We start from the raw sequence: 21,858 nt of genomic DNA on the forward strand, positions 1-21,858 counted from the left end.
CGCGCCGAAGGGGTCCAGCACCCGTTCCGAAACTCTCCCGCGCGGGTGAAATTCGGGCATCCGTCGGACACGTCATGACCACTCTCGATAACGTGGTCACACCTTTCACTGCATCCCCTGCCACACCGCCTGTGACTCGAGGATCCACGCTGCCTGCGCACCGTCTCTCCGACCTTCCGGACCGGGTCGCCGTACCGACCCTCCCGGAACAGACCCGGACCCCTCCGCCGGCCTCCACCGCGCTGGAAGGGTTCAACGGCGCGCCCGCGGCCGAGGCCCACGGCACCCTCCTCGGCTGCCTCCGCAGCCTCCGCTGGGCCCACCGCGTAGCGGCCCACCGCCCGTACCCCACGCTGGACGCCCTCCTGGCCGCGTCGGACGAGGCGGCTTACGACCTGACGGCGGGGGACCTGACAGAGGCGCTGGCGGCCGAGTCCCTGCCGTCCCTGCCGGAGGACGCCTACGGCGCGGCCCACATGGCGCTCGGCGCGGCACACGCGGCCTACGAGGCCCGTTTCGGCCACACGTTCGTCATCTGCCTGGACGGCGTCCCCCCGAACGAGACCCTGGACTACGTCCTGGAAGCCATCCGGTCACGATTGACGAACGATCCCGAGGAGGAACGGGTGGTGACGGCGGAAGAACTCAGGCGACTGGCCAGAGAACGGCTGGCCGGCTTCCTCAGGGGCGGGACTGTGACGTCCGCGGCCCCGCCGAGGGGAGCGACCGGTCACCACGGGTCCGCAGCCGGGAGATAACGGCACACCCCACCCCATTTGCCGCGCCCGCTCACTCATTCGCGTGCCACTTTGATCACACCGGTAGGCCCCCCGTAAGCCGAGCGCCAGCGCGTCGCTACGATGCTGGGGGCCGGTGGACCGTACCCGGCCGGGCCCGTCCGACGCCGAAGCCGGCAGGCCCCAATCCCCGCTCCCGGAGGGTTCTTCCGTGCCGGCTGGAACGCTGTACCGCGGCCGGGAAGGAATGTGGTCCTGGGTGGCTCATCGAGTCACCGGCGTCCTCATCTTCTTCTTCCTGTTCGTACACGTGCTGGACACCGCACTCGTGCGTGTCTCCCCCGAGGACTACGACAAGGTCGTAGCCACGTACAAGACCCCGATCGTCGCCGTGCTGGAGTACGGCCTGGTGGCCGCCATCCTCTTCCACGCGCTGAACGGTCTGCGTGTCATCGCCGTCGATTTCTGGTCGAAGGGCCCGCGCTACCAGAAGCAGATGTTCTGGACCGTCGCCGGCATCTGGGTCGTGCTGATGATCGGGGCGATCTACCCCGTTCTCGGCCACGCCGCTCGTGAAGTGTTCGGGAGCTGAGACAGATGGCCACCACTGAAACCACCGCGTCCGGGATCGGCCCCGTCGAGGGCGCCGCCCTGTACAGCGTCGACAATCCGGCGCCCCTGATCGAGGCTCCGCGCCAGCGGACCAAGAAGTCCCCGAAGTCGACCCGGGGCAACTTCGAGATGGCCGCCTGGCTGTTCATGCGCCTCTCCGGCGTCGTCCTGGTCGTCCTGGTCATCGGTCACCTGCTGATCCAGCTGGTGCTGGACGGCGGCGTCTCCAAGATCGGCTTCGCCTTCGTGGCCGGCCGCTGGGCCTCGCCGTTCTGGCAGGTCTGGGACCTGCTGATGCTGTGGCTGGCGATGCTGCACGGCGCCAACGGCCTGCGCACGGTCATCAACGACTACGCGGAGCGCGCGAACACCCGGCTGTGGCTGAAGGGCCTGCTCTACACCGCCACGGTGTTCACCATCCTGCTGGGCACGCTGGTGATCTTCACCTTCGACCCGAACATCCGCTAGGCACGGGGCTGAGGTAATCCACCCATGAAGATCCACAAGTACGACACCGTCATCGTCGGCGCCGGCGGCGCCGGTATGCGCGCCGCGATCGAGTCGACGAAGCGCAGCCGCACCGCGGTCCTGACGAAGCTCTACCCCACCCGCTCCCACACGGGTGCGGCGCAGGGCGGCATGGCCGCCGCGCTGGCCAACGTGGAGGAGGACAACTGGGAGTGGCACACCTTCGACACGATCAAGGGCGGTGACTACCTGGTCGACCAGGACGCCGCCGAGATCCTGGCGAAGGAGGCCATCGACTCGGTCCTCGACCTGGAGAAGATGGGCCTGCCGTTCAACCGGACCCCGAACGGCACGATCGACCAGCGACGCTTCGGCGGTCACAGCCGCAACCACGGCGAGGCCCCGGTCCGCCGGTCCTGCTACGCGGCCGACCGCACCGGCCACATGATCCTCCAGACGCTGTACCAGAACTGCGTGAAGGAGGGCGTGGAGTTCTTCAACGAGTTCTACGTCCTGGACCAGCTGATCACCGAGGTCGACGGCGTCAAGAAGTCGGCCGGCGTCGTGGCGTACGAGCTGGCCACCGGCGAGATCCACGTCTTCCAGGCGAAGGCCGTGATCTACGCCTCGGGCGGCACCGGCAAGTTCTTCAAGGTGACGTCCAACGCGCACACGCTGACGGGTGACGGGCAGGCGGCGGTCTACCGTCGCGGCATCCCGCTGGAGGACATGGAGTTCTTCCAGTTCCACCCGACCGGCATCTGGCGCATGGGCATCCTGCTGACGGAGGGCGCCCGCGGTGAGGGCGGCATCCTCCGCAACAAGGACGGCGAGCGCTTCATGGAGAAGTACGCGCCCGTCATGAAGGACCTGGCGTCGCGTGACGTCGTGTCCCGGTCCATCTACACGGAGATCCGTGAGGGCCGCGGCTGCGGTCCCGAGGGCGACCACGTCTACCTCGACCTCACGCACCTCCCGCCGGAGCAGCTCGACGCCAAGCTGCCGGACATCACCGAGTTCGCGCGCACCTACCTCGGTATCGAGCCGTACACGGACCCGATCCCGATCCAGCCCACCGCGCACTACGCCATGGGCGGCATCCCGACGAACGTCCAGGGTGAGGTGCTCGCCGACAACACGACGGTGGTGCCCGGTCTGTACGCCGCCGGCGAGGTCGCCTGTGTGTCCGTGCACGGCGCCAACCGGCTGGGCACGAACTCGCTGCTGGACATCAACGTGTTCGGCAAGCGCGCGGGCATCGCCGCCGCCGAGTACTCGCAGAAGGCCGACTACGTCGACCTGCCGGAGGACCCCGCGTCCCTGGTCGTCGGGCAGATCGAGCGGCTGCGCACCTCGACGGGCACCGAGCGGGTCTCGACGATCCGTCGCGAGCTGCAGGAGACCATGGACGCCAACGTCATGGTGTTCCGCACCGAGCAGACGATCAAGACGGCGGTCGAGAAGATCGCCGAGCTGCGCGAGCGCTACCTGAACGTCTCGATCCAGGACAAGGGCAAGCGGTTCAACACCGACCTGCTGGAGGCCGTCGAGCTGGGCAACCTGCTCGACCTGGCCGAGGTCATGGCCGTGTCCGCCCTCGCCCGCAAGGAGTCCCGCGGCGGTCACTACCGCGAGGACTACCCGAACCGCGACGACGTCAACTTCATGCGCCACACCATGGCGTACCGCGAGGTGGGCGACGACGGCACCGAGTCCATCCGTCTCGACTACAAGCCGGTCGTCCAGACCCGCTACCAGCCGATGGAGCGTAAGTACTGATGGCTACCCCTGTTCTGGACAAGGCTGACTCGGCCCCCGAGCCCGGTTTCGCCGACTCCCCCTACATCACGGCCACCTTCCGGATCCGCCGGTTCAACCCGGAGGTCTCGGCGGAGGCGTACTGGGACGACTTCCAGGTGGAGATCGACCCCAAGGAGCGCGTCCTCGACGCCCTCCACAAGATCAAGTGGGAGCTGGACGGCAGCCTGACCTTCCGCCGTTCCTGCGCCCACGGCATCTGCGGTTCCGACGCGATGCGGATCAACGGCAAGAACCGCCTCGCCTGCAAGACGCTGATCAAGGACATCAACCCCGCCAAGCCGATCACGGTCGAGGCCATAAAGGGCCTCACGGTCCTGAAGGACCTCGTGGTCGACATGGACCCGTTCTTCCAGGCGTACCGCGACGTCATGCCCTTCCTCATCACCAAGGACACCAACGAGCCGACCCGTGAGCGGCTCCAGACGGCCGAGGACCGCGAGCGCTTCGACGACACCACGAAGTGCATCCTGTGCGCCGCGTGCACGTCCTCGTGCCCGGTCTTCTGGAACGACGGGCAGTACTTCGGCCCGGCGGCCATCGTCAACGCGCACCGGTTCATCTTCGACTCGCGCGACGAGGCCGGCGAGCAGCGTCTGGAGATCCTGAACGACCGTGACGGCGTGTGGCGTTGCCGTACGACGTTCAACTGCACGGACGCGTGCCCGCGTGGCATCGAGATCACCAAGGCGATCCAGGAAGTGAAGCGGGCGCTCATCACCCGCCGCTACTGATCCCGGCGGCTGATCCGGCGCAACGCCGAGGGCCCCGCTCCTGCAGTGCAGGGAGCGGGGCCCTCGGCGTTGGGCGAGCGGGATCAGCCGCGCAGGACACGGCCCTGGGCGTCGGTACGGTCGTTGCTCGTCAGGAACAGGATGCCGTCGATCAGCGCCCAGATGCCGAGGCCACCGCAGGTGAGGAGCTGGGCGACACCCACGCCGACGGAACCGACGTAGAAGCGGCCGATGCCGAGGGTGCCCAGGAAGAGCTGGAGGATGCCCGCGACGATCTTCGACTTGTCGGAGTACGGACGGCCCATCGGGTCGACACCGTAGGGGGCCTCGGGGGTGGGGACGGTCATGAGAACTGCTCCTGGATTGCTTCGAGTTCCGGCGATTCCGAAGCTGGTTGCTCCGGAATGGGGAGTCCAGGAGGGTGCGAGTTCCACAAATGCCGAGCTTGCGCGGGCCGTGCGTCCACAACGTCCGCGCACGCGTTTCGGCCATGCGGGACGTCCCCCCTGTGAGCCGTGAGCCTAGAGAGATCGGCGGGAGAAAAGGGAGTAGGAGCGAACGATCGTTCCTATTCCGTGATCAAATCGCGCCAACCCCGTCGCCCCGGAAGGCGTTGCGCATCGGCGCCTGGGCGGACGGACGGACTCAGAAGACGTTGCGCACAACGGTCCAGGTCACGGCGAGGCCCAGGATCACGGCCTGGGACCGCTTGCTGAGCGTGGGCCGCCAGCGGCGTCCGTTCAGCCCTTCCCACATCCAGCGGCCCAACAGCGCGAGCGCGAAGGGCGAGGCGAGGAGCAGGGCGCGGTTGTCCAGCCAGGCGGCGCCGAGATGACCGTGCATCAGGTCGTACGTCATGCGGGTGCCGCCGCACGCGGGGCACAGCAGGCCCGTGACGAAGCGGAACGGGCACTGGGGCAGCAGATGGCCACTCTCGTGCGGGTCAGTGCCGTACAGGTAGGCCGAGCCGGCCAGACCGGCGGCGAACACCGCGAGGGGTGCCGCCGCCGGGTGTCGCAGGAGGGAGCCACGCTCCCCGCCCACCACGTCAGCCACGCAGGATCCGGCCCTGGGCGTCGGTCTTGTCGTTGCTGGTGAGCAGGATGATGCCGTCGATCAGCGCCCAGATGCCGAGGCCGCCGCAGGTGAACAGCTGGGCGAGGCCCATGCCGACGTGGCCGATGTAGAAGCGGCCGACGCCGAAGGTGCCGAGGAACAGCTGGAGGATGCCGGCGACGATCTTCGACTTGTCGGAGAGGGGCCGGCCGTAGGGGTCGTAGCCGTAGGGGGCGTTGGGGTCGCCGGTGTAGGCGCCGGGCGGGACGGCGCCGGGGGGCGGGTAGCCGCCCTGCGGGTAGCCCTGCTGCTGGTAGCCGGCCTGCTGCTGTCCGCCCTGGGGGTACCCGTAGGGGCCGGGCTGACCGGGGTAGGGCTGCTGCTGCTGGCCCGCGTTGGGGTACCCGTAGCCGGGCTGGGGCGGCTGCTGGGGCTGCTGCGGCTGTTCGGACAAGGTGACCCCCGAGGCGGTTCGGTGTGAGCGGACGAAGTGAGTTCACGTCATCTTGCACGAAGATTCCGCCGCCGGTGAAGCCAGGTCCGGGCGAGAGCGGGCAAAGGCCGGGCGCGACCCGGTGCTCCGGCCGGTGGTTCCTGTGGCTAGGCCGTCGGCAATCACCCGATTCGGTCCGGTGCACACCTATTCTGACGGTATGTCAGATGACGAGTCCTACGAACTGCTCGGGTTCGACAACGTCCTGCTGCCCGTCGGTGACCTCGATGAGGCCGTGAGGTTCTACGAGCGGGCCGGGTTCGCGGTGGCGTTCCGGTTCGACGAGGCCGGGATCGCGTTGCTGAAGGTCGGGGGCGAGACGCCCGGCATCCTGCTGCGCGAGGAGGAGGCCCTCGGACACCGGCCGCCGCCGTGGCCCTCCCCGCGCGTCTGGCTGGAGGTGCCGGACGCGCGTGTGGCGGCCCGCGCGCTGGCGGACGCCGGCATCGGAACCCTGGACGCGCCGTTCCCGGAGGCCACCGGCTGGACCGTGGAGATCGCCGACCCCTGGGGGAACGTCCTGGGCTTCACCGACTACTCCAAGCGGCCGGAACTGGGCCGAAGGATGTGAACCGCCGGGCCGACGGATGGGCGTACGACCCGGCGCGGGGCTGGGTCCACACGTCCCCCGCCTGTGACGACGGCGCCTGCCCCACTGGTTAGGCTCTCTTCCCGTGCCCGCGAACAACGACGGCCCCGACGGGGCCGCTCCCCCGACCCGGTCCTCCGAGGCCTCCGTTCCGACCAAGTCGGAGCAGACCCGCGCGCTGATCCTGGAGACGGCGATGCGGCTGTTCCAGGAGCGCGGCTACGACAGGACGACGATGCGGGCCATCGCCAAGGAGGCCGGGGTCTCGGTCGGCAACGCGTACTACTACTTCGCCGGCAAGGAGCACCTGATCCAGGGCTTCTACGACCGGCTCGCCGCCGAACACCGGGCGGCGATCACGGAGCTGCTGGAACGGGAGAGCGGCCTGGAGGCACGGCTGGCGGGCGTGCTGCGGATCTGGCTGGACGTGGCCACGCCGTACCACGAGTTCGCGGTGCAGTTCTTCAAGAACGCCGCCGACCCGGACAGCCCGCTCAGCCCCTTCTCCCCGGAGTCGGAGCACGCGCGCGTGGAGGCCATCAACGTCCACAAGGAGGTGCTGGCCGGGTCGAGGGCGAAGGTGCCGGAGGAACTGCGGGAGGTGCTGCCCGAGTTGATGTGGCTCTCCCAGATGGGACTCGTCCTGTACTGGATCTTCGACCGCACGGAGGGCCGCGAGCGCAGCTACCGGCTCGCGGAGCGGGGCGCGCGGCTCACCGCGCGCGGTGTGGCGCTGGCCCGCTTCCGGGTGCTGCGGCCGCTCGTCCACGAGGTGCACGAGCTGTTCACGGACTTCCTGCCCGGCATGACGAAGGCCCTGCCGGACCCGGCGAAGAAGCAGCCGCCGGGCCCGGCCGACCGGGACGAGTAGCGCGCGTCAGCGCGGCGCGTCCACCTCCCCCTGCTCCAGCTCCACGTCGACGACCAGCGGTTCGGCCACGACCATCACCTGCCGGGCGCGCGAGGCGTACGAGTGTGCCGTCGTCGCCAGCAGATACGTCCCCGGCGCCGGGACCGAGACGATGTAGGAGCCGTCGGCGAGGGAGGTGACCCGGTCCAGTTGGCGTCCGCCCTTGGACATCAGGGTGACCGCCGCGCCCTCGACGGGATCGCCGGCCGGGTCGCGCACATAGCCGTGCACCGCCGAGGCGGGGCCGTCGGCCACCGGTGCCGCTTCCCCGGCCTCCTCGCGCGGTTCCACCGCCAGGTGCGGCAGCCGCTTCTCCAGCCAGGCGGGCAGCCACCAGTTGGACGTGCCGAGCAGATGCATCGCGGCCGGGACCAGGGCCGTACGCAGGATGAACGCGTCCAGGGCGACCGCCGCCGCGAGGCCCACGCCCGCCATCGCGGCGCCCGCGTCGCCGCTCAGGACGAACGCGAGGAACACACAGACCATGATCAGGGCCGCGGAGTTGATGACCCGGCTGGTCTCGGCGAGGCCGACGCGCACCGCGCGGGCGTTGTCGCGCGTGTGCACCCATTCCTCGTGCATCCGGCTGACCAGGAACACCTGGTAGTCCATCGAGAGGCCGAACAGCAGGGACAGCATGATCACCGGCAGGAAGGCGTTGATCGGGCCCTCCTTGCCGAGGCCGAGCAGTTCCAGGCCCCAGCCCCACTGGAAGACCGCGACGAGCACGCCGAAGGAGGCCGCCGCCGCGACCAGGTTCATCAGGGCCGCCGTCAGCGGTACGACCAGGGAGCGGAAGGCCACCAGCAGGAGCAGGAAGCCCAGGCCGATGATCGTCGCCACGAACAGCGGCAGGCGGTCCCCGGTGACGGTCGCGAAGTCCTTGGAGACCGCGGTGACCCCGCCCACGTGCGCCTCGGCCCCGGCGCCCGGGATCACCTCGTCGCGCAGCCGGTCGATGAGCGCGTCCGTCTCCTCCGACTGCGGTGAGGTCGTGGGGATCACCTGGACGACGGTGACACCCTGGGCGGGCGGCAGCGCGGTGACCTGGGCGACCCCCTCGGTGCCCTCGATGTCCTTGACGAGGGCGGTGGTGTCGCCGTCCGACACGACCACCTGGAGCGGGCCGTTGAAGCCCGGTCCGAAGCCCTCGGCCAGCAGGTCGTAGGCCTGCCGGGTGGTCGTGGTGGTGTCGTCGTTGCCCTGGTCGGTGGCGCCCAGGCGCAGCGAGAGCACCGGCAGGGCGAGGACGGCCATGACCGCCAGCGCGAGCACGGCGATCCGCCACGGCCGCCGCTGCACGCCCGCCGACCAGCGCAGGGCGAGCCCCGTCGCCTTCTCGGGCTCGGGGCCGGTCGTCGCGAGCATGCGCCGCTGCTTGCGGCTGAGCACGCGCGGGCCGAGGAAGCCGAGCAGCGCCGGGAGCAGCGTGGTGGCGGCCAGGACGCTGAGGACGACCGTGAGGGAGGTGCCGATGACGACGCCGTCCAGGAAGCGCAGGTTCGTCACCAGCATCCCGGCGAGCGCGATGCACACGGTGCCGCCCGCGAACAGCACGGCCCGGCCGGAGGTGTTGAGGGCGGTGACCGTCGATTCCTCCGGGTCCATGCCGCGCAGGACGCCCTTGCGGTGCCGGGTGACGATGAACAGGGCGTAGTCGATGCCGACGCCCAGGCCGATCAGGGTGGACAGCAGCGGGGCCAGGTCGGGGATGTCGGTGACATGGCTGAGCAGCTGGGTGGAGAACATGCCGGTGCCGACGCCGAAGACGGCCACGCCGATCGGCAGCAGCATCGCGAACAGCGAGCCGAAGGCGAGGAACAGCACGACCGCCGCGGCCGCGAGTCCGACCATCTCGGCGAGGCCGGTCGGCGGCTCCTGCACCCGTTGGACGGCCTGGCCGCCCAGTTCGACGTCCAGGCCGTCCTGCCGGGCGCCCCGCGCGGTGTCGACGACGTCCTCGACGAGTTCCTTGGGCACCGCGTTCGCCTGGTCGGTGAAGGTGACCTGGGCGTACGCGATCCGCCCGTCCCCGCTGACCTGGCCCGCGCCCTCGGCGCCCGCGTAGGGGCTGGTGACGCCGCCGACGCCCTTCATGCCGGCGATCTCCTCCAGCGCGGGCTGGATCCGGGACCGTACCGCCTCGTCCCGGACCGAGCCCTCGTCCACCTTCCAGACGACCGTGTCGGTGTCGCCCGCGCGCGCGGGAAACGCCTTCTCCATCAGGTCGTACGCCTTCTTGGAATCCGTGTCGGGGAGGGAGAAGACGTTCGCGTAGTCCGTGCCCGCGGACGAGGCCGAGAAGCCCAGTCCGAACAATGCCCCCACCCACAGCAACAGGACCACCAGCCGGTGCCGATAGCACCATCGCGCCAATGCCGCCACGCTCGCTCCTTCGTCGTCGGTCGGTCCCCCAGGTCCTGCGCAACAGGATCGGGGCCGTCACCCGCGCGTGGCGGCGAACCGCCCCGACTCTCAAGGAACTCCAAAGCGGGAACCGGCCCCGTTCCCGGCGGCCCCGCCGATACTGGGGGCATGACGACGGCTCCCGGCACCGTGCTGGTCGTGGAGGACGAACCGAGCATCGCGGACGTCCTCGCCATCGCCCTGCGCTTCCACCGCTTCGAGGTCATGACCGCGGGCACCGTCCGCGAGGCCCTCGCCCTCGCCGGCCGCGTGCGGCCCGATGTGGCACTGCTCGACGTGATGCTGCCGGACGGCGACGGACGCGCCCTCGGGCGCGAACTGCGCGAGCGGCGACCGGATCTGGCCCTGGTCTTCCTCACCGCGCGGGACGCGCCCGCGGAGATCGTCGGCGCCCTCGGCTTCGGTGACGACTACATCACCAAGCCCTTCGACATCGACGTGGTCGTCGCCCGCATCACGGCCGTCCTGCGCCGCACCCGGCCCGACGACGTCCTCCCGCAACGCCCACCGCTGCGCTACGGCGACCTGGAACTGGACGAGGCCACCTACTCGGTGCACCGCGCGGGCCGCACCGTCGAGCTGACCCCCACCGAGTACGCCCTGCTGCGCTTCCTGGTGCGCAACGGCGGCCGGATCGTGCCCAAGGAGCAACTCCTGCGCCACGTCTGGCAGTACGAGCACACCCCGCCCGAGTCGACGGTGGTCGAGACCTACATCAGCTATCTGCGGCGCAAGCTGGACGCGCTGGGACCGCCCGTGATCACCACGCGGCGGGGCGTCGGATACGGGCTGGCGTGAAACGGCTGCACCGGCGTGGCATGCACTCCCTGCGCGTGAAGCTGACGGCGGCCAATGTGGCGCTGCTCGCGCTCGGCATCGTCGCCGCGACCGCCGTCAGCCTGATGGGCATGCGGCACTACCTGCTGGACCAGGCCGACTCCGAGCTGACCAAGACCCGGGCCTCGCTGAGCAGTTCCGGGATCACCCTGCGGCAGATCGACTCGCTGAGCGTGCTGGGATTCGTCCGGGACCGGCTGGTGTCCGAACGGTCCGAGGAACTCCCCTCGCCGGACACCGTCTTCGCCGCCGTCGGCCGCGACGGCCAGGCGGTGGCCGTCTTCGGCGTCGAGCCCACCGACGCCCAGACCGGGCTGGCGGAGGCGGTCGACGACCCCGCCGCCCTCGCCCGCGACGCGGACCCGCACGACGTCACCGTGCACGGGGCCGCCTACCGGGCGACCGCGACCCGGCTCCCCGACGGCACCTACGTCCTGCTGGCCACCTCCACCGACGCCCTGCACAAGGGCATGGTCAAGGCGCTCAAGCTCGACCTCGCCGTGGGCACCGTGCTGTTGGCGCTGCTCGCCTGCCTGACGCTGTTCAGCGTGCGGCGGCGGATGCGGCCGCTGGAGGACATGGTGGAGACCTCCTCGGCGATCGCCGAGGGCGACCTGACCCGGCGCGTGCCCTCGCGCCACGACCCCACCCAGGAGGTCGAGCAACTGCGGCTGGCGCTGAACTCGATGCTCCACCAGGTGGAGACGGCGTACCGCACGCGCGAGCGCAGCGCGGCCCAGCTGCGCCGGTTCGTCGCCGACGCCTCGCACGAGCTGCGCACCCCGCTGTCCGCGATCCGCGGCTATCTCCAGCTGTACGACCAGGGGATGCTGCGCGACCCGGCGGAACGGCGGCGCGCCTGGGACCGGATGAACGGCGAGGTGGACCGCATGGGCCGGCTCGTCGACGAACTGCTCACCCTCGCCCGCCTCGACCAGCGGCCCGAGCTGCGGCTGCGCAACGTGGACGTGAGCCGCCTGGTGCGGGACGCGGCGGAGGATCTGCGCGCCCAGCAGCCGGACCGGCCCGTCACGGTCGACGCGGAGGGCGCGGTGCTGGTGCGGGCCGACGAGTCGGGGCTCCGCCAGGTCCTCGGCAACCTCCTGGCCAACGTGCGCACGCACACGCCCGCCGACGTGCCCGTCCGGCTCGCCGTGGAGCGCGCCGACGACGTCGTACGGCTGTCGGTGCAGGACAAGGGGCCGGGGCTGGCCGCGGAGGACGCGGCGCGGGTCTTCGACCGCTTCTTCCGCGCGGGCGGCGGCGCGGGCAGCGGTCTCGGCCTGGCGATCGTGCAGGGCGTGGTGGACGCCCACGGCGGCGAGGTGAGCGTCCGCACGGCCCCGGGCGAGGGCCTGGGGGTGACGGTACGGCTGCCGGCCCGCCCGGCGGAGTGCGGCTAGGCGCCCCGCCGGGCGTCCGGTACACCGGTCACCCCGCGGGTGCGGATCTGGTGCTCCTCAGGCCTCTTTCGACGCCAGTTCGATGACGGTGATGTCCGAGGGCGCGCCCACGCGCGTGGGCGGGCCCCAGGCGCCGGCGCCGCGCGAGACGTACAGCTGGGTGTCGCCGTAGCGCTCCAGGCCCGCGACGGTCGGGTTCGCGGCGGCGGCTAGGAGGTTGCCGGGCCAGAGCTGGCCGCCGTGGGTGTGGCCGGAGAGCTGGAGGTCGACGCCGTGCTCGACGGCGTCGTCGATCTGCACGGGCTGGTGGGCGAGGAGCACGCACGCGCGTGCCGTGTCCCGGCCGCCGAGCGCCTTCGTGAAGTCGGGCCCCTGGCCCTCGCTCTCGCCCGCGATGTCGTTGACGCCGGCCAGGTCGAACCACGGCAGTTCGGTCCGCGCGTTCTCCAGGGGGAGCAGGCCGAGCCGCCGTACCTCCTCGACCCACTCCTCGGCGCCGGAGAAGTACTCGTGGTTGCCGGTGACGAAATAGCTGCCGTGACGTGCCTTCAGCTGCGCGAGGGGCGCGGCCGCCGGGCCGAGGTCCTTCACGCTGCCGTCGACCAGGTCGCCGACGACCGCGATCAGGTCCGGCTGCGTGCCGTTGATCGTGTCGACGACCTGCTGCGCGAAACCGCGGCCGAGGACCGGGCCCAGGTGGACGTCGCTGACGACGGCGATCCGGTAGCCGTGCGCCGCGCGCGGCAGCTTGGCCAGGGGGACGGTGACCCGCTTCACCTGAGGGCCGCGCAGCACACCGTAGGTGCCGTAGCCGACGGTCCCGGCGGCGGCCACGGCCGCGGCGCCGCCGATGACCCGGGAGACGAACAGACGGCGGGAGGGGGCGGCGAGGAGCGTGGAGCCGGTGTCCTCGGGCGCCTCGGGGCGCTCCTCGGGCGGCGCGGGCTTCGCGCTCGTCCGGGAGGACGGCGGCACGGTCTCCGTCTCCTCGTGCCGCGCGTCCACCGGCCGCGCCACCGGCACCTCGGCGGACGCCCGCCGCTCCAGAAAGCGCCGCAGCAGCGGCCGTACGGCCTCGCCCGCCAGGACCGCGAGCAGCAGGTAGATCGACAGGGCCAGCCACAGGAAGCCGGGCCAGGCCAGGACGCGCTGGAGCCAGAAGGGGGCGCCCGCGCGTTCGGCGACCAGGGTGCCCACGGCGAGGGCCCAGCCGCCCGCGATCAGCACCGCGCCGCCGCGCCGGACCCAGCCGCCGGCGCGGGTGGTGTCGCGGAACAGGCGGCGCCACAGGTACCAGTTGGCCCCGACCAGGACGGCCAGGGCGAGCAGCACGAAGAGGATGGCCACGGTTGTCGTATCCCCGCTGTGGTTTGTCGGCGTCGGGCTATGAGGTTCGGCGCAGGGCGCGCAGTCCGCGCAACCCGATGCCCCCGACGACCGTCCCCAGTACGAAGGAGACGACGGCGAGCGTCAGATGGACCCAGAAGTAGGCCGTGGGATCGCCGTCGTCGAACGCGAGACCGCTGCCGTCCTTGATCAGGTTTTTGACGAAAGTGACCCAGATGATCCAGCTCCACACCCCGAAGGCGAGAAGGAACCAGGACACCCGGCGGCTGAGCTTCATACGTTCAGTATCGCCGCCCGGTGTCCGGTTCCATGACGGGGGTGGGGAGGGGGGCGGGACTTCCCGTCGTCTGCCAGGTACTTTCTCCGTCGTGCCCGCACCCTTGAAGCAGACCGCCAGGCGAACCCTGCTGGTCACCTCCGCCACCCTCGCGTCCCTCGCGCTGACCGCGCCCGTGTCCCTGGCGGCGCCGACCCCGACGCCGTCGGCGTCGGCCCCGGTCTCCGGTTCGCCGTCCGCCTCCGGTTCGCCGAACGCCTCGGCTTCGGCTTCGGCTTCGGCTTCGGCTTCGACCAGTCCGTCGGCCACTCCCCCGGCGAAGATGTCGTCGCTGGGCGGGGCCCGCCTCGGACAGGCCGGGACGCAGGTCCAGCTCGCCGGCGGCGCGCCGGTGCTGCCGAAGGACGTCACCGCACGGTCCTGGATCGTCGCGGACGCCCAGTCCGGCGAGGTGCTCGCCGCGCACAACGCGCACTGGCGGCTGCCCCCGGCGAGCACCATGAAGATGCTCTTCGCGGACACCCTCCTGCCGAAGTTCCCCAGGTCCACGCAGTACAAGGTCCAGCCGAAGGACCTGGAGGACCTGGGCTCCGGGTCCAGCCTCGTCGGGATAAAGGAGGGCGAGACCTACTCGGTCCACGACCTGTGGCTCGGCGTCTTCCTGCGCTCGGGCAACGACGCCGTGCACGTCCTGTCGTCGATGAACGGCGGCGTCGCGGAGACGGTCAAGCAGATGAACGAGCACGCCGAGGAGCTCCAGGCCCTCGACACCACCGTGGTCTCCCCCGACGGCTACGACGCTCCCCACCAGGTCTCCTCCGCGTACGACCTGACGCTGATCGCCCGCTCCGGGCTCCAGAAGAAGGACTTCCGCGAGTACTGCTCGACGCTGACCGCGAAGTTCCCGGGGGCCACGACGAAGAACAAGAAGGGCAAGACGGTCCGCGAGACCTTCGAGATCCAGAACACGAACCGGCTGCTGACCGGCGACTACGACATAAGCCAGTACCAGGGCATCGCGGGCGTCAAGAACGGCAACACCACCAACGCGGGGGCCACCTTCACCGGCGTCGCCGAGCGCGCCGGACGGGTGCTGCTCGTCACGGTGATGAACCCGGAGAAGGACGACCACAACGAGGTCTACAAGGAGACCGCCGCCCTCTTCGACTGGGGCTTCCAGGCGGCCGGCAAGGTGACCCCGGTGGGCGAGCTGGTCCCGCCGAAGGGTGCCGCGCAGGCCAGCGCGCAGCCCGGCGCGAAGTCCGGTGAGGACGGGGAGGCCGGCGGCGCCGGCAACGTCTCCGAGAAGCCGGTGGCGGGCGCCGTCGCCGAGAACGGCTCCGGTGGCATCGGGATCGCCATGGCGATCACCGGCGGGGTGCTGGTGCTGCTCGCGGGTGCCGCGTTCCTGGTCAACCGGCGCTGGCCGCTGCCGGACCTGGTGCGCCGCCGCCGCTGACCGCGTCCGGGGTGGCAGCGGTTTCCGTGCCGGTATCGGTGCCGGTGTCGGAGTCGGTGTCGGTGTCGGCGGTCCCCGTCGCCGTCCACGCGGCGCAGAACAGGATCAGTTTCGCGGTGAAGTTGATCCACAGCAGCAGGGCGATGGGCACGCCGAACGCGCCGTACATGCTCTTCGCGGCCACGCCCTGCATATAGCCGCTGAGCAGCAGCTTCAGCAGTTCGAAGCCGACCGCGCCGGTCAGCGCCGCCACGATCAGGCGGCGGCGCGGCGGCTCGACGCCCGGCAGCAGCGTCAGGACGTACAGCAGGAGCAGGAAGTCCGCGAGGACGGCGACGAGGAAGGCGGCGACGCGCAGCAGGATGCCGCCCCAGCCGGACTCGTCGATGCCCGCCTGCTCGATGATCCAGCCGACCATCGCGGAGGCGACGGTGGAGATGGCGAGGGTGGCGAGGACGGCGCCGCCGAGGCCGAGGAGGATGCCCAGGTCCTTGGCCTTGCGCAGGACCGGGTTCTCCTCCTCCACGGGCAGTTCCCACACCGCGCGCAGGCACTCGCGCATCGAACCGGCCCAGCCGACGCCGGTGAACAGCAGGGCGGCACCGGCGATGAGGCCGACGGTGCCGGCGTTCTGCACCAGGCTGTCGATGTTCAACCGGTCGGAGATGCCGGGCACCTGATCGGTGATCTTGTCCTGGAGTTCCTGCTGTCGCTCGGTGCTGAGCGTGGCGGCGCCGACCGTGGCGGCCACGGTGAGCAGTGGGAAGAGCGCGACGAAGCTGGTGAACGTCATCGCGGCGGCCAGCATCGTCCACTGCACCCGGTCCAGCCGCTCGTACGACCGCCACGCGTGCGTGGCCGTCAGCCGCGCGATCCACGGCCCGATCCCGGGGAGCTTTTTCAGCCAGTCCATGATCCGACTCTGCCCTTGTTAGATCCGCGCGGTACTCCGGCCGAGCACCCGTGTCCGTCCGCCGACGGACGTTGCGCCCAGGAACCGTCTACCCCGGAACCGTACGAGGGTGACCGACGACGGGACCGCGGGTCACCAATTGGCGACCGCCAGACCGTACATGGCGAGCCAGGCCAGGCCGATGAGCGCGAGGGCGCGGTCGCCGAGGACGACCTCCTCGGGTTCGCCCGCGGTGCCGCGGTCGGCGAAGACGGCGTAGCGCAGGACGGCCAGGATGAAGGCGACCACGGACAGTTGGCGCCAGGGCAGCACGCTGGTGTGCGGGACGCCGCCCTCCCCCAGGGCCCACAGGCAGTAGCCGAGCACGGCGACGCCGGCCGCGAGCTGCCAGACGAAACGCAGGTAGCCGGTGGTGTACTCGGTGAGCAACGCGCGCGTGGCGCCGGCCGTCCCGGCCATCTGGACGGCCTCGGAGTAGCGCTTGGCCGACACCATGAACAGCGCACCGAACCCGGTGGTGATCAGGAACCAGCGCGACAGCGGGATGCCGAGCGCGAGCCCGCCGACCGTGGCCCGCATCAGGAACCCGGTGGTGACGACGACGAGGTCGACGACGAGGACGTGCTTCAGGCTGACGCAGTACGCCAGTTGCATGGCCAGGTAGGCGGTCAGGAGTACGGCGACGGCGGGTGCGGTCAGCCAGGCCGCGGCGGCCGGTGCGAGGACCGCGAGGGCGCCTCCGACGGCGTACGCGACGGGCACCGGGACCTGTCCGGCGGCGACCGGTCGGTGCCGTTTGGTGGGGTGGGCGCGGTCGGCCTCGGCGTCACGGGCGTCGTTGACCAGGTAGACGGCGGCGGCGCAGGCGGTGAACAGGGCGAGCACGAGGGCGAGTTCGGTGAGGGCGTGGACGGTGAACAGCTGCCCGGCCGCGGCGGGGGCGGCGACCACGAGGAGGTTCTTGACCCACTGCTTGGGGCGGGCGGTGCGCAGGAGGCCGGCCAGGAGGGAGCGGGGCGGCGGGGCGGGGTCGGCGCCGGTGTCGGGGCGGTGGGGGCGGGTGCGCTGTCCGCGGAGGGCCGGTTCCGGGGAGCGGGCCTCCGTGAGGCGGTGGGTCTCGGTGAGGGGCACGGCCTCAGTCATGAGCGCCTCCGCGGACGCCGTGCGCGCCTGCTCTCGTCCAGCGGGCGCCGACGCGCGCCGCGAGTGCCCCGAGGGCGGCTCCCGCGGCCACGTCGGAGGGGTAGTGCACGCCGACGACCAGGCGTGAGAGGCACATCGCGGCGGCGAGCGGGGGCACGGCGTACGCCCCGAGGGCGCCGTAGGCGACGGCGGCGGCCGCGGCCGAGGTCGCGTGCGAACTCGGGAAGGAGTGCCGTCCGGCGGTGCGGACCAGGGGCTCGACATGCGAGGGACGCGGGCGTCGCACGATCCGTTTCACGCCCATGCTGGCGAGGTGCGCGCCCGCGGTGAGCGCGGTGGCGCGCAGCCAGGCACCGCGCCGGGCGCCGTCGACGGTGGCTCCCGCGAGCCCCGCCGCGATCCACAGCGCGCCGTGCTCGCCCGCCCCGGACAGGGCGCGTGCGGCGGCCGCCACGCGCGGATCGGCGCCACGGGCGCGGACCGCCGTGAGGATGCGGTGGTCGATGCCGGGCTCCCTGTCGTCCATGCCGGTCTCCATGTCGTCCATGTGGATTCACTGTTCACGCCGGACTCGCCGGAACTCCGGCAATATTGGGCGACATCCCATTAATCACCCATTTCGGGGAGAGTGGAATGTTTCAAAAGTAATCGCTTACAAAGGGGCGATACGGTCACCGACATGCCTGCCGAGACCGTTTCCGTCACGGGGTGGGGCCGCACCGCTCCCTCCACCGCCCGTCTGATCCGTCCCAGGACGTACGAGGAGGCCGTGACCGCCGTCCGGGACTCGGGGGCGCGCGGGAGCATCCCCCGGGGCCTCGGGCGGGCGTACGGGGACGCGGCGCAGAACGCCGGCGGGGCGGTCCTCGACATGACGGGCCTCGACCAGATCCACGCCATCGACGTGGCCGGCGGCAGCGTCCTGTGCGACGCGGGCGTCTCCCTGCACCACCTCATGGAAGTCCTGCTGCCGCTGGGCTGGTTCGTGCCGGTGACCCCCGGCACCCGCTATGTGACCGTCGGCGGGGCGATCGGCGCCGACATCCACGGCAAGAACCACCACGTGTCCGGCTCCTTCTCCCGGCACGTGGTGTCGCTGGAACTGCTCACCGCCGACGGCACGGTCCGCACGGTCCGCCCCGGCACCGCCCTCTTCGACGCGACCGCGGGCGGCATGGGCCTGACCGGCGTGATCCTCACGGCGACCGTCCGGCTCCAGCCCGTCGGGACGACCCTCATGTCCGTCGACACCGAGCGCGCGACCGACCTCGACGACCTGATGGCCCGGCTGACCGCCACCGACCACCGCTACCGCTACTCGGTCGCCTGGATCGACCTCCTCGCCCGCGGCGCCGCCACCGGCCGCGCCGTCCTCACCCGCGGCGACCACGCCCCCCTCGCCGCGCTGCCCGCACGCGCCCGCAGCGCCCCGCTGTCCTTCCGTCCCGCCCGGCTGCCGGCCGCGCCCGCGTACGTCCCCGAGGGGCTGCTCACCCGCCGGACCGTGGGCCTGTTCAACGAACTCTGGTACCGCAGGGCCCCCCGCGCGCGTACCGGCGAACTCCAGCGGCTGTCCGCCTTCTTCCACCCACTCGACGGCGTCCCGCACTGGAACCGCGTCTACGGCCGCGGCGGCTTCGTGCAGTACCAGTTCGTCGTCGGCCACGGCCGGGAGGAGACCCTGCGCCGGATCGTGGGCCGCATCGCGCGGCGCCGCTGCCCGTCCTTCCTCGCCGTCCTCAAACGGTTCGGGGACGCCGACCCCGGCTGGCTCTCCTTCCCCGTGCCCGGCTGGACGCTGGCCCTGGACATCCCGGCGAACCTGCCCGGCCTCGGCGCCTTCCTCGACGAACTCGACGCGGAGGTCGCCGCCGCGGGCGGACGCGTCTACCTCGCCAAGGACTCCCGGCTCCGCCCCGACCTGCTCGCCGCGATGTACCCGCGGCTGGACGACTTCCGCGCACTGCGCTCGGAGCTGGACCCCCGCGGGGTGTTCGTGTCCGACCTCGCACGCCGACTCACCCTCTAGAACCACCCTCCAGAACCCCAGGAGCAGTCGTGAAGGACGCCTTCGGCCTCCCCCAGTCCCTTCTCGTCCTAGGAGGCACGTCCGAGATCGCGCTCGCCACCGCGCGCCGTCTGATCGCCCGCCGCACCCGCACGGTCCGGCTGGCCGGACGCCCCACGCCCGCCCTGGAGTCGGCCGCCGCGGACCTGCGCGCCCTCGGCGCCGACGTGCGCACCGTCGCCTTCGACGCCCTCGATCCCGAGTCGCACGAGAGCGTGCTCGGCAAGGTGTTCGCGGAGGGTGACATCGACCTGGTGCTGCTCGCCTTCGGCGTCCTCGGCGACCAGGCCCGCGACGAACGCGACCCGGTGGCCGCCGTGCGCGTCGCGCAGACCAACTACACGGGCGCGGTGTCGGCGGGCCTGGTCGCCGCCCGCGCGCTCCAGGCACAGGGCCACGGCTCCCTGGTCGTGCTGTCCTCCGTCGCCGCCGAGCGCGCCCGCCGCGCCAACTTCATCTACGGCTCCAGCAAGGCCGGCCTGGACGCCTTCGCCCAGGGGCTGGGCGACGCGCTGCACGGGACGGGCGTCCACGTCATGGTCGTACGCCCCGGCTTCGTCCGGACCAGGATGACCGCCGGACTGGAGGAGGCGCCGCTGGCCACCACCCCCGAGGAGGTCGCGGCCGCCCTCGAACTGGGGCTGCGGCGCCGCTCCGAGACGGTGTGGGTGCCGGGGGTGCTGCGCGTGGTGATGTCCGGGCTACGGCATCTGCCGCGCGGGCTGTTCCGCAGGCTGCCGGTCTAGCGGCGAGCTTCCTGCTCGGCTCAGCGGGCGGGGAGGGAGCCGCGGTCCATGTGGGCCGCCTGCGGGGGCACGACCGGGCCGCCGAAGACGTACTCGTGGAGCTTGCGCCAGATGCCGTCGGCGCCCTGCTCGTAGAGGGCGAAGCCGGTGCAGGACCACTCGGCCCGGTAGTCGGCGAGGTCCTCGTACGCGCGGTCCATCGCCGCCTCGTCGATGCCGTGCGCCACCGTGACGTGCGGGTGGTAGGGGAACTGGAGGTCGCGGGCGATCGGCCCGGAGGCGTCACGGACCTGCTTCTGCAGCCAGGCGCAGGCCGAGGCGCCCTCGACCACCTGCACGTACACCACCGGTGACAGGGGCCGGAAGGTGCCGGTGCCGGACAGCCGCATCGGGAACGGGCGGCCGGCCTCGGCCACCGCGGACAGGTGCGCCTCGACGGCCGGGAGGGCGCTGTCGTCGATCTCGGTCGGCGGCAGCAGCGTGACGTGCGTGGGGATGCCATGGGCCGCGGCGTCGCCGAAGCCCGCGCGCCGCTCCTGGAGCAGGCTGCCGTGAGGCTCCGGGACCGCGATCGACACACCGATCGTTACGGTCCCCACGTCGTCTCCTTCGTCGCGTCGGATGTGCCGGGCGCCGGCCCGGTGCCGGTTGGTGCCCGGCCGTACGGCTTTCGTACTCAGTCGTACGGCTATCGACTGTACGGCCACGGCCGTGCTGGGGGCAGGCGAAGCGGAAGTGATGTGCAGCGCTCTGCCCGGTGGAACGTGCGTGCGGTGGTGCGCCCTCAGTGCTTGGCGGGCAGGAAGCCCACCCGCTCGTACGTCCGGGACAGCGTCTCCGCGGCGACGGCGCGGGCCTTCTCCGCGCCCTTGGCCAGGATCGAGTCGAGCGTCTCCGGGTCGTCCAGATACTGCTGGGTGCGGTCCCGGAACGGCGTGACGAAGTCGACGACGACCTCCGCGAGGTCCGTCTTGAGGGCGCCGTACAGCTTGCCCTCGTACTGCCGCTCCAGCTTCGCGACGCTGGTGCCGGTGAGGGTCGAGTAGATGCCGAGGAGGTTGCTCACGCCCGGCTTGTTCTCGGCGTCGTAGCGGATGACCGTGTCGGTGTCCGTGACCGCGCTCTTGACCTTCTTCGCGGTGGCCTTCGGCTCGTCGAGCAGATTGATGAGCCCCTTCGGCGTGGACGCCGACTTGCTCATCTTGATCGACGGCTCCTGAAGGTCGTAGATCTTGCCCGTCTCCTTCAGGATGTACGGCTTCGGGATCGTGAAGGTCTCGCCGAAGCGGCCGTTGAAGCGCTCGGCGAGGTCACGGGTCAGCTCGATGTGCTGACGCTGGTCCTCACCGACCGGCACCTCGTCGGCCTGGTACAGGAGGATGTCCGCGACCTGGAGGATCGGGTACGTGAACAGGCCGACCGAGGCGCGGTCGGCGCCCTGCCGGGCCGACTTGTCCTTGAACTGGGTCATGCGGGAGGCCTCGCCGAAGCCGGTGAGGCAGTTCATGACCCAGGCGAGCTGGGCGTGCTCGGGAACATGGCTCTGCACGAAGAGGGTGCACCGGTCCGGGTCGAGCCCCGCCGCGAGCAGCTGCGCGGCGGCCAGCCGGGTGTTGGCGGACAGTTCCTTCGGGTCCTGCGGAACCGTGATCGCGTGCAGGTCGACGACCATGTAGAACGCGTCGTGGGACTCCTGGAGCGCCACCCACTGACGGACGGCGCCGAGGTAGTTGCCGAGGTGGAACGAGCCTGCGGTGGGCTGGATCCCGGAGAGCACGCGGGGACGGTCATTCGCCATGCCCACCATTCTCTCAGAGAGCC

At 71.3% G+C, this 21,858-nt stretch carries 23 protein-coding genes; 12 read left to right on the forward strand and 11 right to left on the reverse strand.

The window, feature by feature from the left end:
• The first annotated feature begins 74 nt into the window (after window positions 1–74).
• The 5 genes from ACFWJX_RS12850 (at window position 75) to ACFWJX_RS12870 (ending at window position 4,369) form a co-directional block, all read left to right on the forward strand.
• Window positions 75–758, forward strand: coding sequence for a 2-oxo-4-hydroxy-4-carboxy-5-ureidoimidazoline decarboxylase (locus ACFWJX_RS12850; RefSeq protein WP_383240982.1), 684 nt, complete (start codon window positions 75–77; stop codon window positions 756–758).
• A gap of 190 nt (window positions 759–948) precedes the next feature.
• The gene (sdhC, locus tag ACFWJX_RS12855) at window positions 949–1,329 is read left to right on the forward strand and encodes a succinate dehydrogenase, cytochrome b556 subunit (RefSeq protein WP_383240985.1); all 381 of its coding nucleotides are present in this window, start codon (window positions 949–951) and stop codon (window positions 1,327–1,329) included.
• Between the two features lie 5 nt (window positions 1,330–1,334).
• A complete protein-coding gene (locus ACFWJX_RS12860) occupies window positions 1,335–1,817 on the forward strand; it encodes a succinate dehydrogenase hydrophobic membrane anchor subunit (protein ID WP_383240988.1) in 483 nt (160 codons plus the stop codon).
• Window positions 1,818–1,841: 24 nt separating this feature from the next.
• Window positions 1,842–3,596: a succinate dehydrogenase flavoprotein subunit gene (gene sdhA, locus ACFWJX_RS12865; protein ID WP_383240991.1), complete on the forward strand. Its 1,755-nt coding sequence runs from the start codon at window positions 1,842–1,844 to the stop codon at window positions 3,594–3,596.
• Complete coding sequence (locus ACFWJX_RS12870) at window positions 3,596–4,369, forward strand: succinate dehydrogenase iron-sulfur subunit (protein WP_383240994.1); 774 nt, start codon at window positions 3,596–3,598, stop codon at window positions 4,367–4,369. The genes sdhA and ACFWJX_RS12870 overlap by 1 nt, the downstream gene beginning before the upstream one ends.
• An 83-nt stretch (window positions 4,370–4,452) precedes the next feature.
• Here the strand turns inward: ACFWJX_RS12870 and ACFWJX_RS12875 are convergent, their stop codons facing one another.
• From ACFWJX_RS12875 to ACFWJX_RS12885, 3 genes are all read right to left on the reverse strand, one after another.
• On the reverse strand, window positions 4,453–4,716 hold the full coding sequence (locus tag ACFWJX_RS12875) for a TM2 domain-containing protein (RefSeq protein ID WP_073495377.1): 264 nt from the start codon (window positions 4,714–4,716) through the stop codon (window positions 4,453–4,455).
• A 298-nt stretch (window positions 4,717–5,014) separates the two neighbouring features.
• The gene (locus ACFWJX_RS12880; protein WP_383240997.1) at window positions 5,015–5,425 is read right to left on the reverse strand and encodes a DUF2752 domain-containing protein; all 411 of its coding nucleotides are present in this window, start codon (window positions 5,423–5,425) and stop codon (window positions 5,015–5,017) included.
• Window positions 5,418–5,879 carry a TM2 domain-containing protein gene (locus ACFWJX_RS12885; RefSeq protein WP_383241000.1) on the reverse strand — a complete coding sequence of 154 codons (462 nt, stop codon included), beginning with the start codon at window positions 5,877–5,879 and terminating at the stop codon, window positions 5,418–5,420. Before ACFWJX_RS12885 ends, ACFWJX_RS12880 begins: the two co-directional genes overlap by 8 nt.
• Window positions 5,880–6,078: 199 nt before the next feature.
• Between ACFWJX_RS12885 and ACFWJX_RS12890 the strand changes: the two genes are divergently transcribed.
• Together ACFWJX_RS12890 and ACFWJX_RS12895 are read left to right on the forward strand one after the other, a co-directional pair.
• A complete protein-coding gene (locus tag ACFWJX_RS12890; protein WP_383241003.1) occupies window positions 6,079–6,489 on the forward strand; it encodes a VOC family protein in 411 nt (136 codons plus the stop codon).
• Window positions 6,490–6,592: 103 nt separating this feature from the next.
• Entirely contained in the window at window positions 6,593–7,378 is a 786-nt protein-coding gene (locus tag ACFWJX_RS12895; protein WP_383241006.1) for a TetR/AcrR family transcriptional regulator, read from the forward strand.
• A 6-nt stretch (window positions 7,379–7,384) separates the two neighbouring features.
• On the opposite strand, the gene ACFWJX_RS12900 is transcribed toward ACFWJX_RS12895, so the two are convergent.
• On the reverse strand, window positions 7,385–9,793 hold the full coding sequence (locus ACFWJX_RS12900) for an MMPL family transporter (RefSeq protein WP_383241865.1): 2,409 nt from the start codon (window positions 9,791–9,793) through the stop codon (window positions 7,385–7,387).
• Window positions 9,794–9,952: 159 nt separating this feature from the next.
• On the opposite strand from ACFWJX_RS12900, the gene ACFWJX_RS12905 reads away from it, so the two are divergent.
• Together ACFWJX_RS12905 and ACFWJX_RS12910 are read left to right on the forward strand one after the other, a co-directional pair.
• Window positions 9,953–10,642 (forward strand): response regulator transcription factor, encoded by a 690-nt coding sequence (locus ACFWJX_RS12905; RefSeq protein WP_383241009.1) that lies wholly within the window; start codon window positions 9,953–9,955, stop codon window positions 10,640–10,642.
• Between the two features lie 20 nt (window positions 10,643–10,662).
• On the forward strand, window positions 10,663–12,084 hold the full coding sequence (locus ACFWJX_RS12910) for an ATP-binding protein (RefSeq protein WP_383241012.1): 1,422 nt from the start codon (window positions 10,663–10,665) through the stop codon (window positions 12,082–12,084).
• Between the two features lie 57 nt (window positions 12,085–12,141).
• On the opposite strand, the gene ACFWJX_RS12915 is transcribed toward ACFWJX_RS12910, so the two are convergent.
• Both ACFWJX_RS12915 and ACFWJX_RS12920 read right to left on the reverse strand, forming a co-directional pair.
• Window positions 12,142–13,431, reverse strand: coding sequence for a metallophosphoesterase (locus ACFWJX_RS12915; protein WP_383241015.1), 1,290 nt, complete (start codon window positions 13,429–13,431; stop codon window positions 12,142–12,144).
• Window positions 13,432–13,468: 37 nt separating this feature from the next.
• Window positions 13,469–13,708, reverse strand: a complete 240-nt coding sequence (locus ACFWJX_RS12920) for an SCO4848 family membrane protein (RefSeq protein WP_086765285.1) — start codon at window positions 13,706–13,708, stop codon at window positions 13,469–13,471.
• 91 nt (window positions 13,709–13,799) lie between these two features.
• On the opposite strand from ACFWJX_RS12920, the gene ACFWJX_RS12925 reads away from it, so the two are divergent.
• Window positions 13,800–15,167, forward strand: a complete 1,368-nt coding sequence (locus tag ACFWJX_RS12925; RefSeq protein WP_383241018.1) for a D-alanyl-D-alanine carboxypeptidase family protein — start codon at window positions 13,800–13,802, stop codon at window positions 15,165–15,167.
• On the opposite strand, the gene ACFWJX_RS12930 is transcribed toward ACFWJX_RS12925, so the two are convergent.
• The 3 genes from ACFWJX_RS12930 to ACFWJX_RS12940 all read right to left on the reverse strand — a co-directional run bounded on the left by ACFWJX_RS12930 (window position 15,121) and on the right by ACFWJX_RS12940 (window position 17,770).
• The gene (locus ACFWJX_RS12930; protein ID WP_383241020.1) at window positions 15,121–16,080 is read right to left on the reverse strand and encodes a YihY/virulence factor BrkB family protein; all 960 of its coding nucleotides are present in this window, start codon (window positions 16,078–16,080) and stop codon (window positions 15,121–15,123) included. The two genes, ACFWJX_RS12925 and ACFWJX_RS12930, sit on opposite strands and share 47 nt — an antisense overlap.
• Before the next feature lie 132 nt (window positions 16,081–16,212).
• Window positions 16,213–17,223: a decaprenyl-phosphate phosphoribosyltransferase gene (locus ACFWJX_RS12935; protein WP_383241022.1), complete on the reverse strand. Its 1,011-nt coding sequence runs from the start codon at window positions 17,221–17,223 to the stop codon at window positions 16,213–16,215.
• Window positions 17,216–17,770 carry a phosphatase PAP2 family protein gene (locus ACFWJX_RS12940; protein ID WP_383241025.1) on the reverse strand — a complete coding sequence of 185 codons (555 nt, stop codon included), beginning with the start codon at window positions 17,768–17,770 and terminating at the stop codon, window positions 17,216–17,218. Before ACFWJX_RS12940 ends, ACFWJX_RS12935 begins: the two co-directional genes overlap by 8 nt.
• Window positions 17,771–17,902: 132 nt before the next feature.
• On the opposite strand from ACFWJX_RS12940, the gene ACFWJX_RS12945 reads away from it, so the two are divergent.
• Both ACFWJX_RS12945 and ACFWJX_RS12950 read left to right on the forward strand, forming a co-directional pair.
• Window positions 17,903–19,252: an FAD-binding protein gene (locus ACFWJX_RS12945; RefSeq protein WP_383241027.1), complete on the forward strand. Its 1,350-nt coding sequence runs from the start codon at window positions 17,903–17,905 to the stop codon at window positions 19,250–19,252.
• Between the two features lie 29 nt (window positions 19,253–19,281).
• Window positions 19,282–20,037: a decaprenylphospho-beta-D-erythro-pentofuranosid-2-ulose 2-reductase gene (locus tag ACFWJX_RS12950; RefSeq protein ID WP_383241030.1), complete on the forward strand. Its 756-nt coding sequence runs from the start codon at window positions 19,282–19,284 to the stop codon at window positions 20,035–20,037.
• Between the two features lie 20 nt (window positions 20,038–20,057).
• On the opposite strand, the gene ACFWJX_RS12955 is transcribed toward ACFWJX_RS12950, so the two are convergent.
• Window positions 20,058–20,636, reverse strand: coding sequence for a 2'-5' RNA ligase family protein (locus tag ACFWJX_RS12955; protein ID WP_383241033.1), 579 nt, complete (start codon window positions 20,634–20,636; stop codon window positions 20,058–20,060).
• A gap of 185 nt (window positions 20,637–20,821) precedes the next feature.
• A complete protein-coding gene (gene trpS / locus ACFWJX_RS12960; protein WP_383241036.1) occupies window positions 20,822–21,835 on the reverse strand; it encodes a tryptophan--tRNA ligase in 1,014 nt (337 codons plus the stop codon).
• Window positions 21,836–21,858 lie beyond the last annotated feature (23 nt).

The sequence above is a fragment of the Streptomyces sp. NPDC058335 genome, from assembly GCF_042723915.1.
In the GTDB taxonomy this organism is placed as follows: domain Bacteria; phylum Actinomycetota; class Actinomycetes; order Streptomycetales; family Streptomycetaceae; genus Streptomyces.

Excerpts from the sequence above, each read along its gene's own strand:
- ACFWJX_RS12850 (WP_383240982.1), top strand. The coding sequence starts at position 75 with ATGACCACTCTCGATAACGTGGTCACACCTTTCACTGCATCCCCTGCC.
- ACFWJX_RS12860 (WP_383240988.1), top strand. The coding sequence starts at position 1,335 with ATGGCCACCACTGAAACCACCGCGTCCGGGATCGGCCCCGTCGAGGGC.
- sdhA (WP_383240991.1), top strand. The coding sequence starts at position 1,842 with ATGAAGATCCACAAGTACGACACCGTCATCGTCGGCGCCGGCGGCGCC.
- ACFWJX_RS12870 (WP_383240994.1), top strand. The coding sequence starts at position 3,596 with ATGGCTACCCCTGTTCTGGACAAGGCTGACTCGGCCCCCGAGCCCGGT.
- ACFWJX_RS12875 (WP_073495377.1), bottom strand. The coding sequence starts at position 4,716 with ATGACCGTCCCCACCCCCGAGGCCCCCTACGGTGTCGACCCGATGGGC.
- ACFWJX_RS12890 (WP_383241003.1), top strand. The coding sequence starts at position 6,079 with ATGTCAGATGACGAGTCCTACGAACTGCTCGGGTTCGACAACGTCCTG.
- ACFWJX_RS12905 (WP_383241009.1), top strand. The coding sequence starts at position 9,953 with ATGACGACGGCTCCCGGCACCGTGCTGGTCGTGGAGGACGAACCGAGC.
- ACFWJX_RS12910 (WP_383241012.1), top strand. The coding sequence starts at position 10,663 with ATGCACTCCCTGCGCGTGAAGCTGACGGCGGCCAATGTGGCGCTGCTC.
- ACFWJX_RS12920 (WP_086765285.1), bottom strand. The coding sequence starts at position 13,708 with ATGAAGCTCAGCCGCCGGGTGTCCTGGTTCCTTCTCGCCTTCGGGGTG.
- ACFWJX_RS12930 (WP_383241020.1), bottom strand. The coding sequence starts at position 16,080 with ATGGACTGGCTGAAAAAGCTCCCCGGGATCGGGCCGTGGATCGCGCGG.
- ACFWJX_RS12935 (WP_383241022.1), bottom strand. The coding sequence starts at position 17,223 with ATGACTGAGGCCGTGCCCCTCACCGAGACCCACCGCCTCACGGAGGCC.
- ACFWJX_RS12940 (WP_383241025.1), bottom strand. The coding sequence starts at position 17,770 with ATGGACGACATGGAGACCGGCATGGACGACAGGGAGCCCGGCATCGAC.
- ACFWJX_RS12945 (WP_383241027.1), top strand. The coding sequence starts at position 17,903 with ATGCCTGCCGAGACCGTTTCCGTCACGGGGTGGGGCCGCACCGCTCCC.
- trpS (WP_383241036.1), bottom strand. The coding sequence starts at position 21,835 with ATGGCGAATGACCGTCCCCGCGTGCTCTCCGGGATCCAGCCCACCGCA.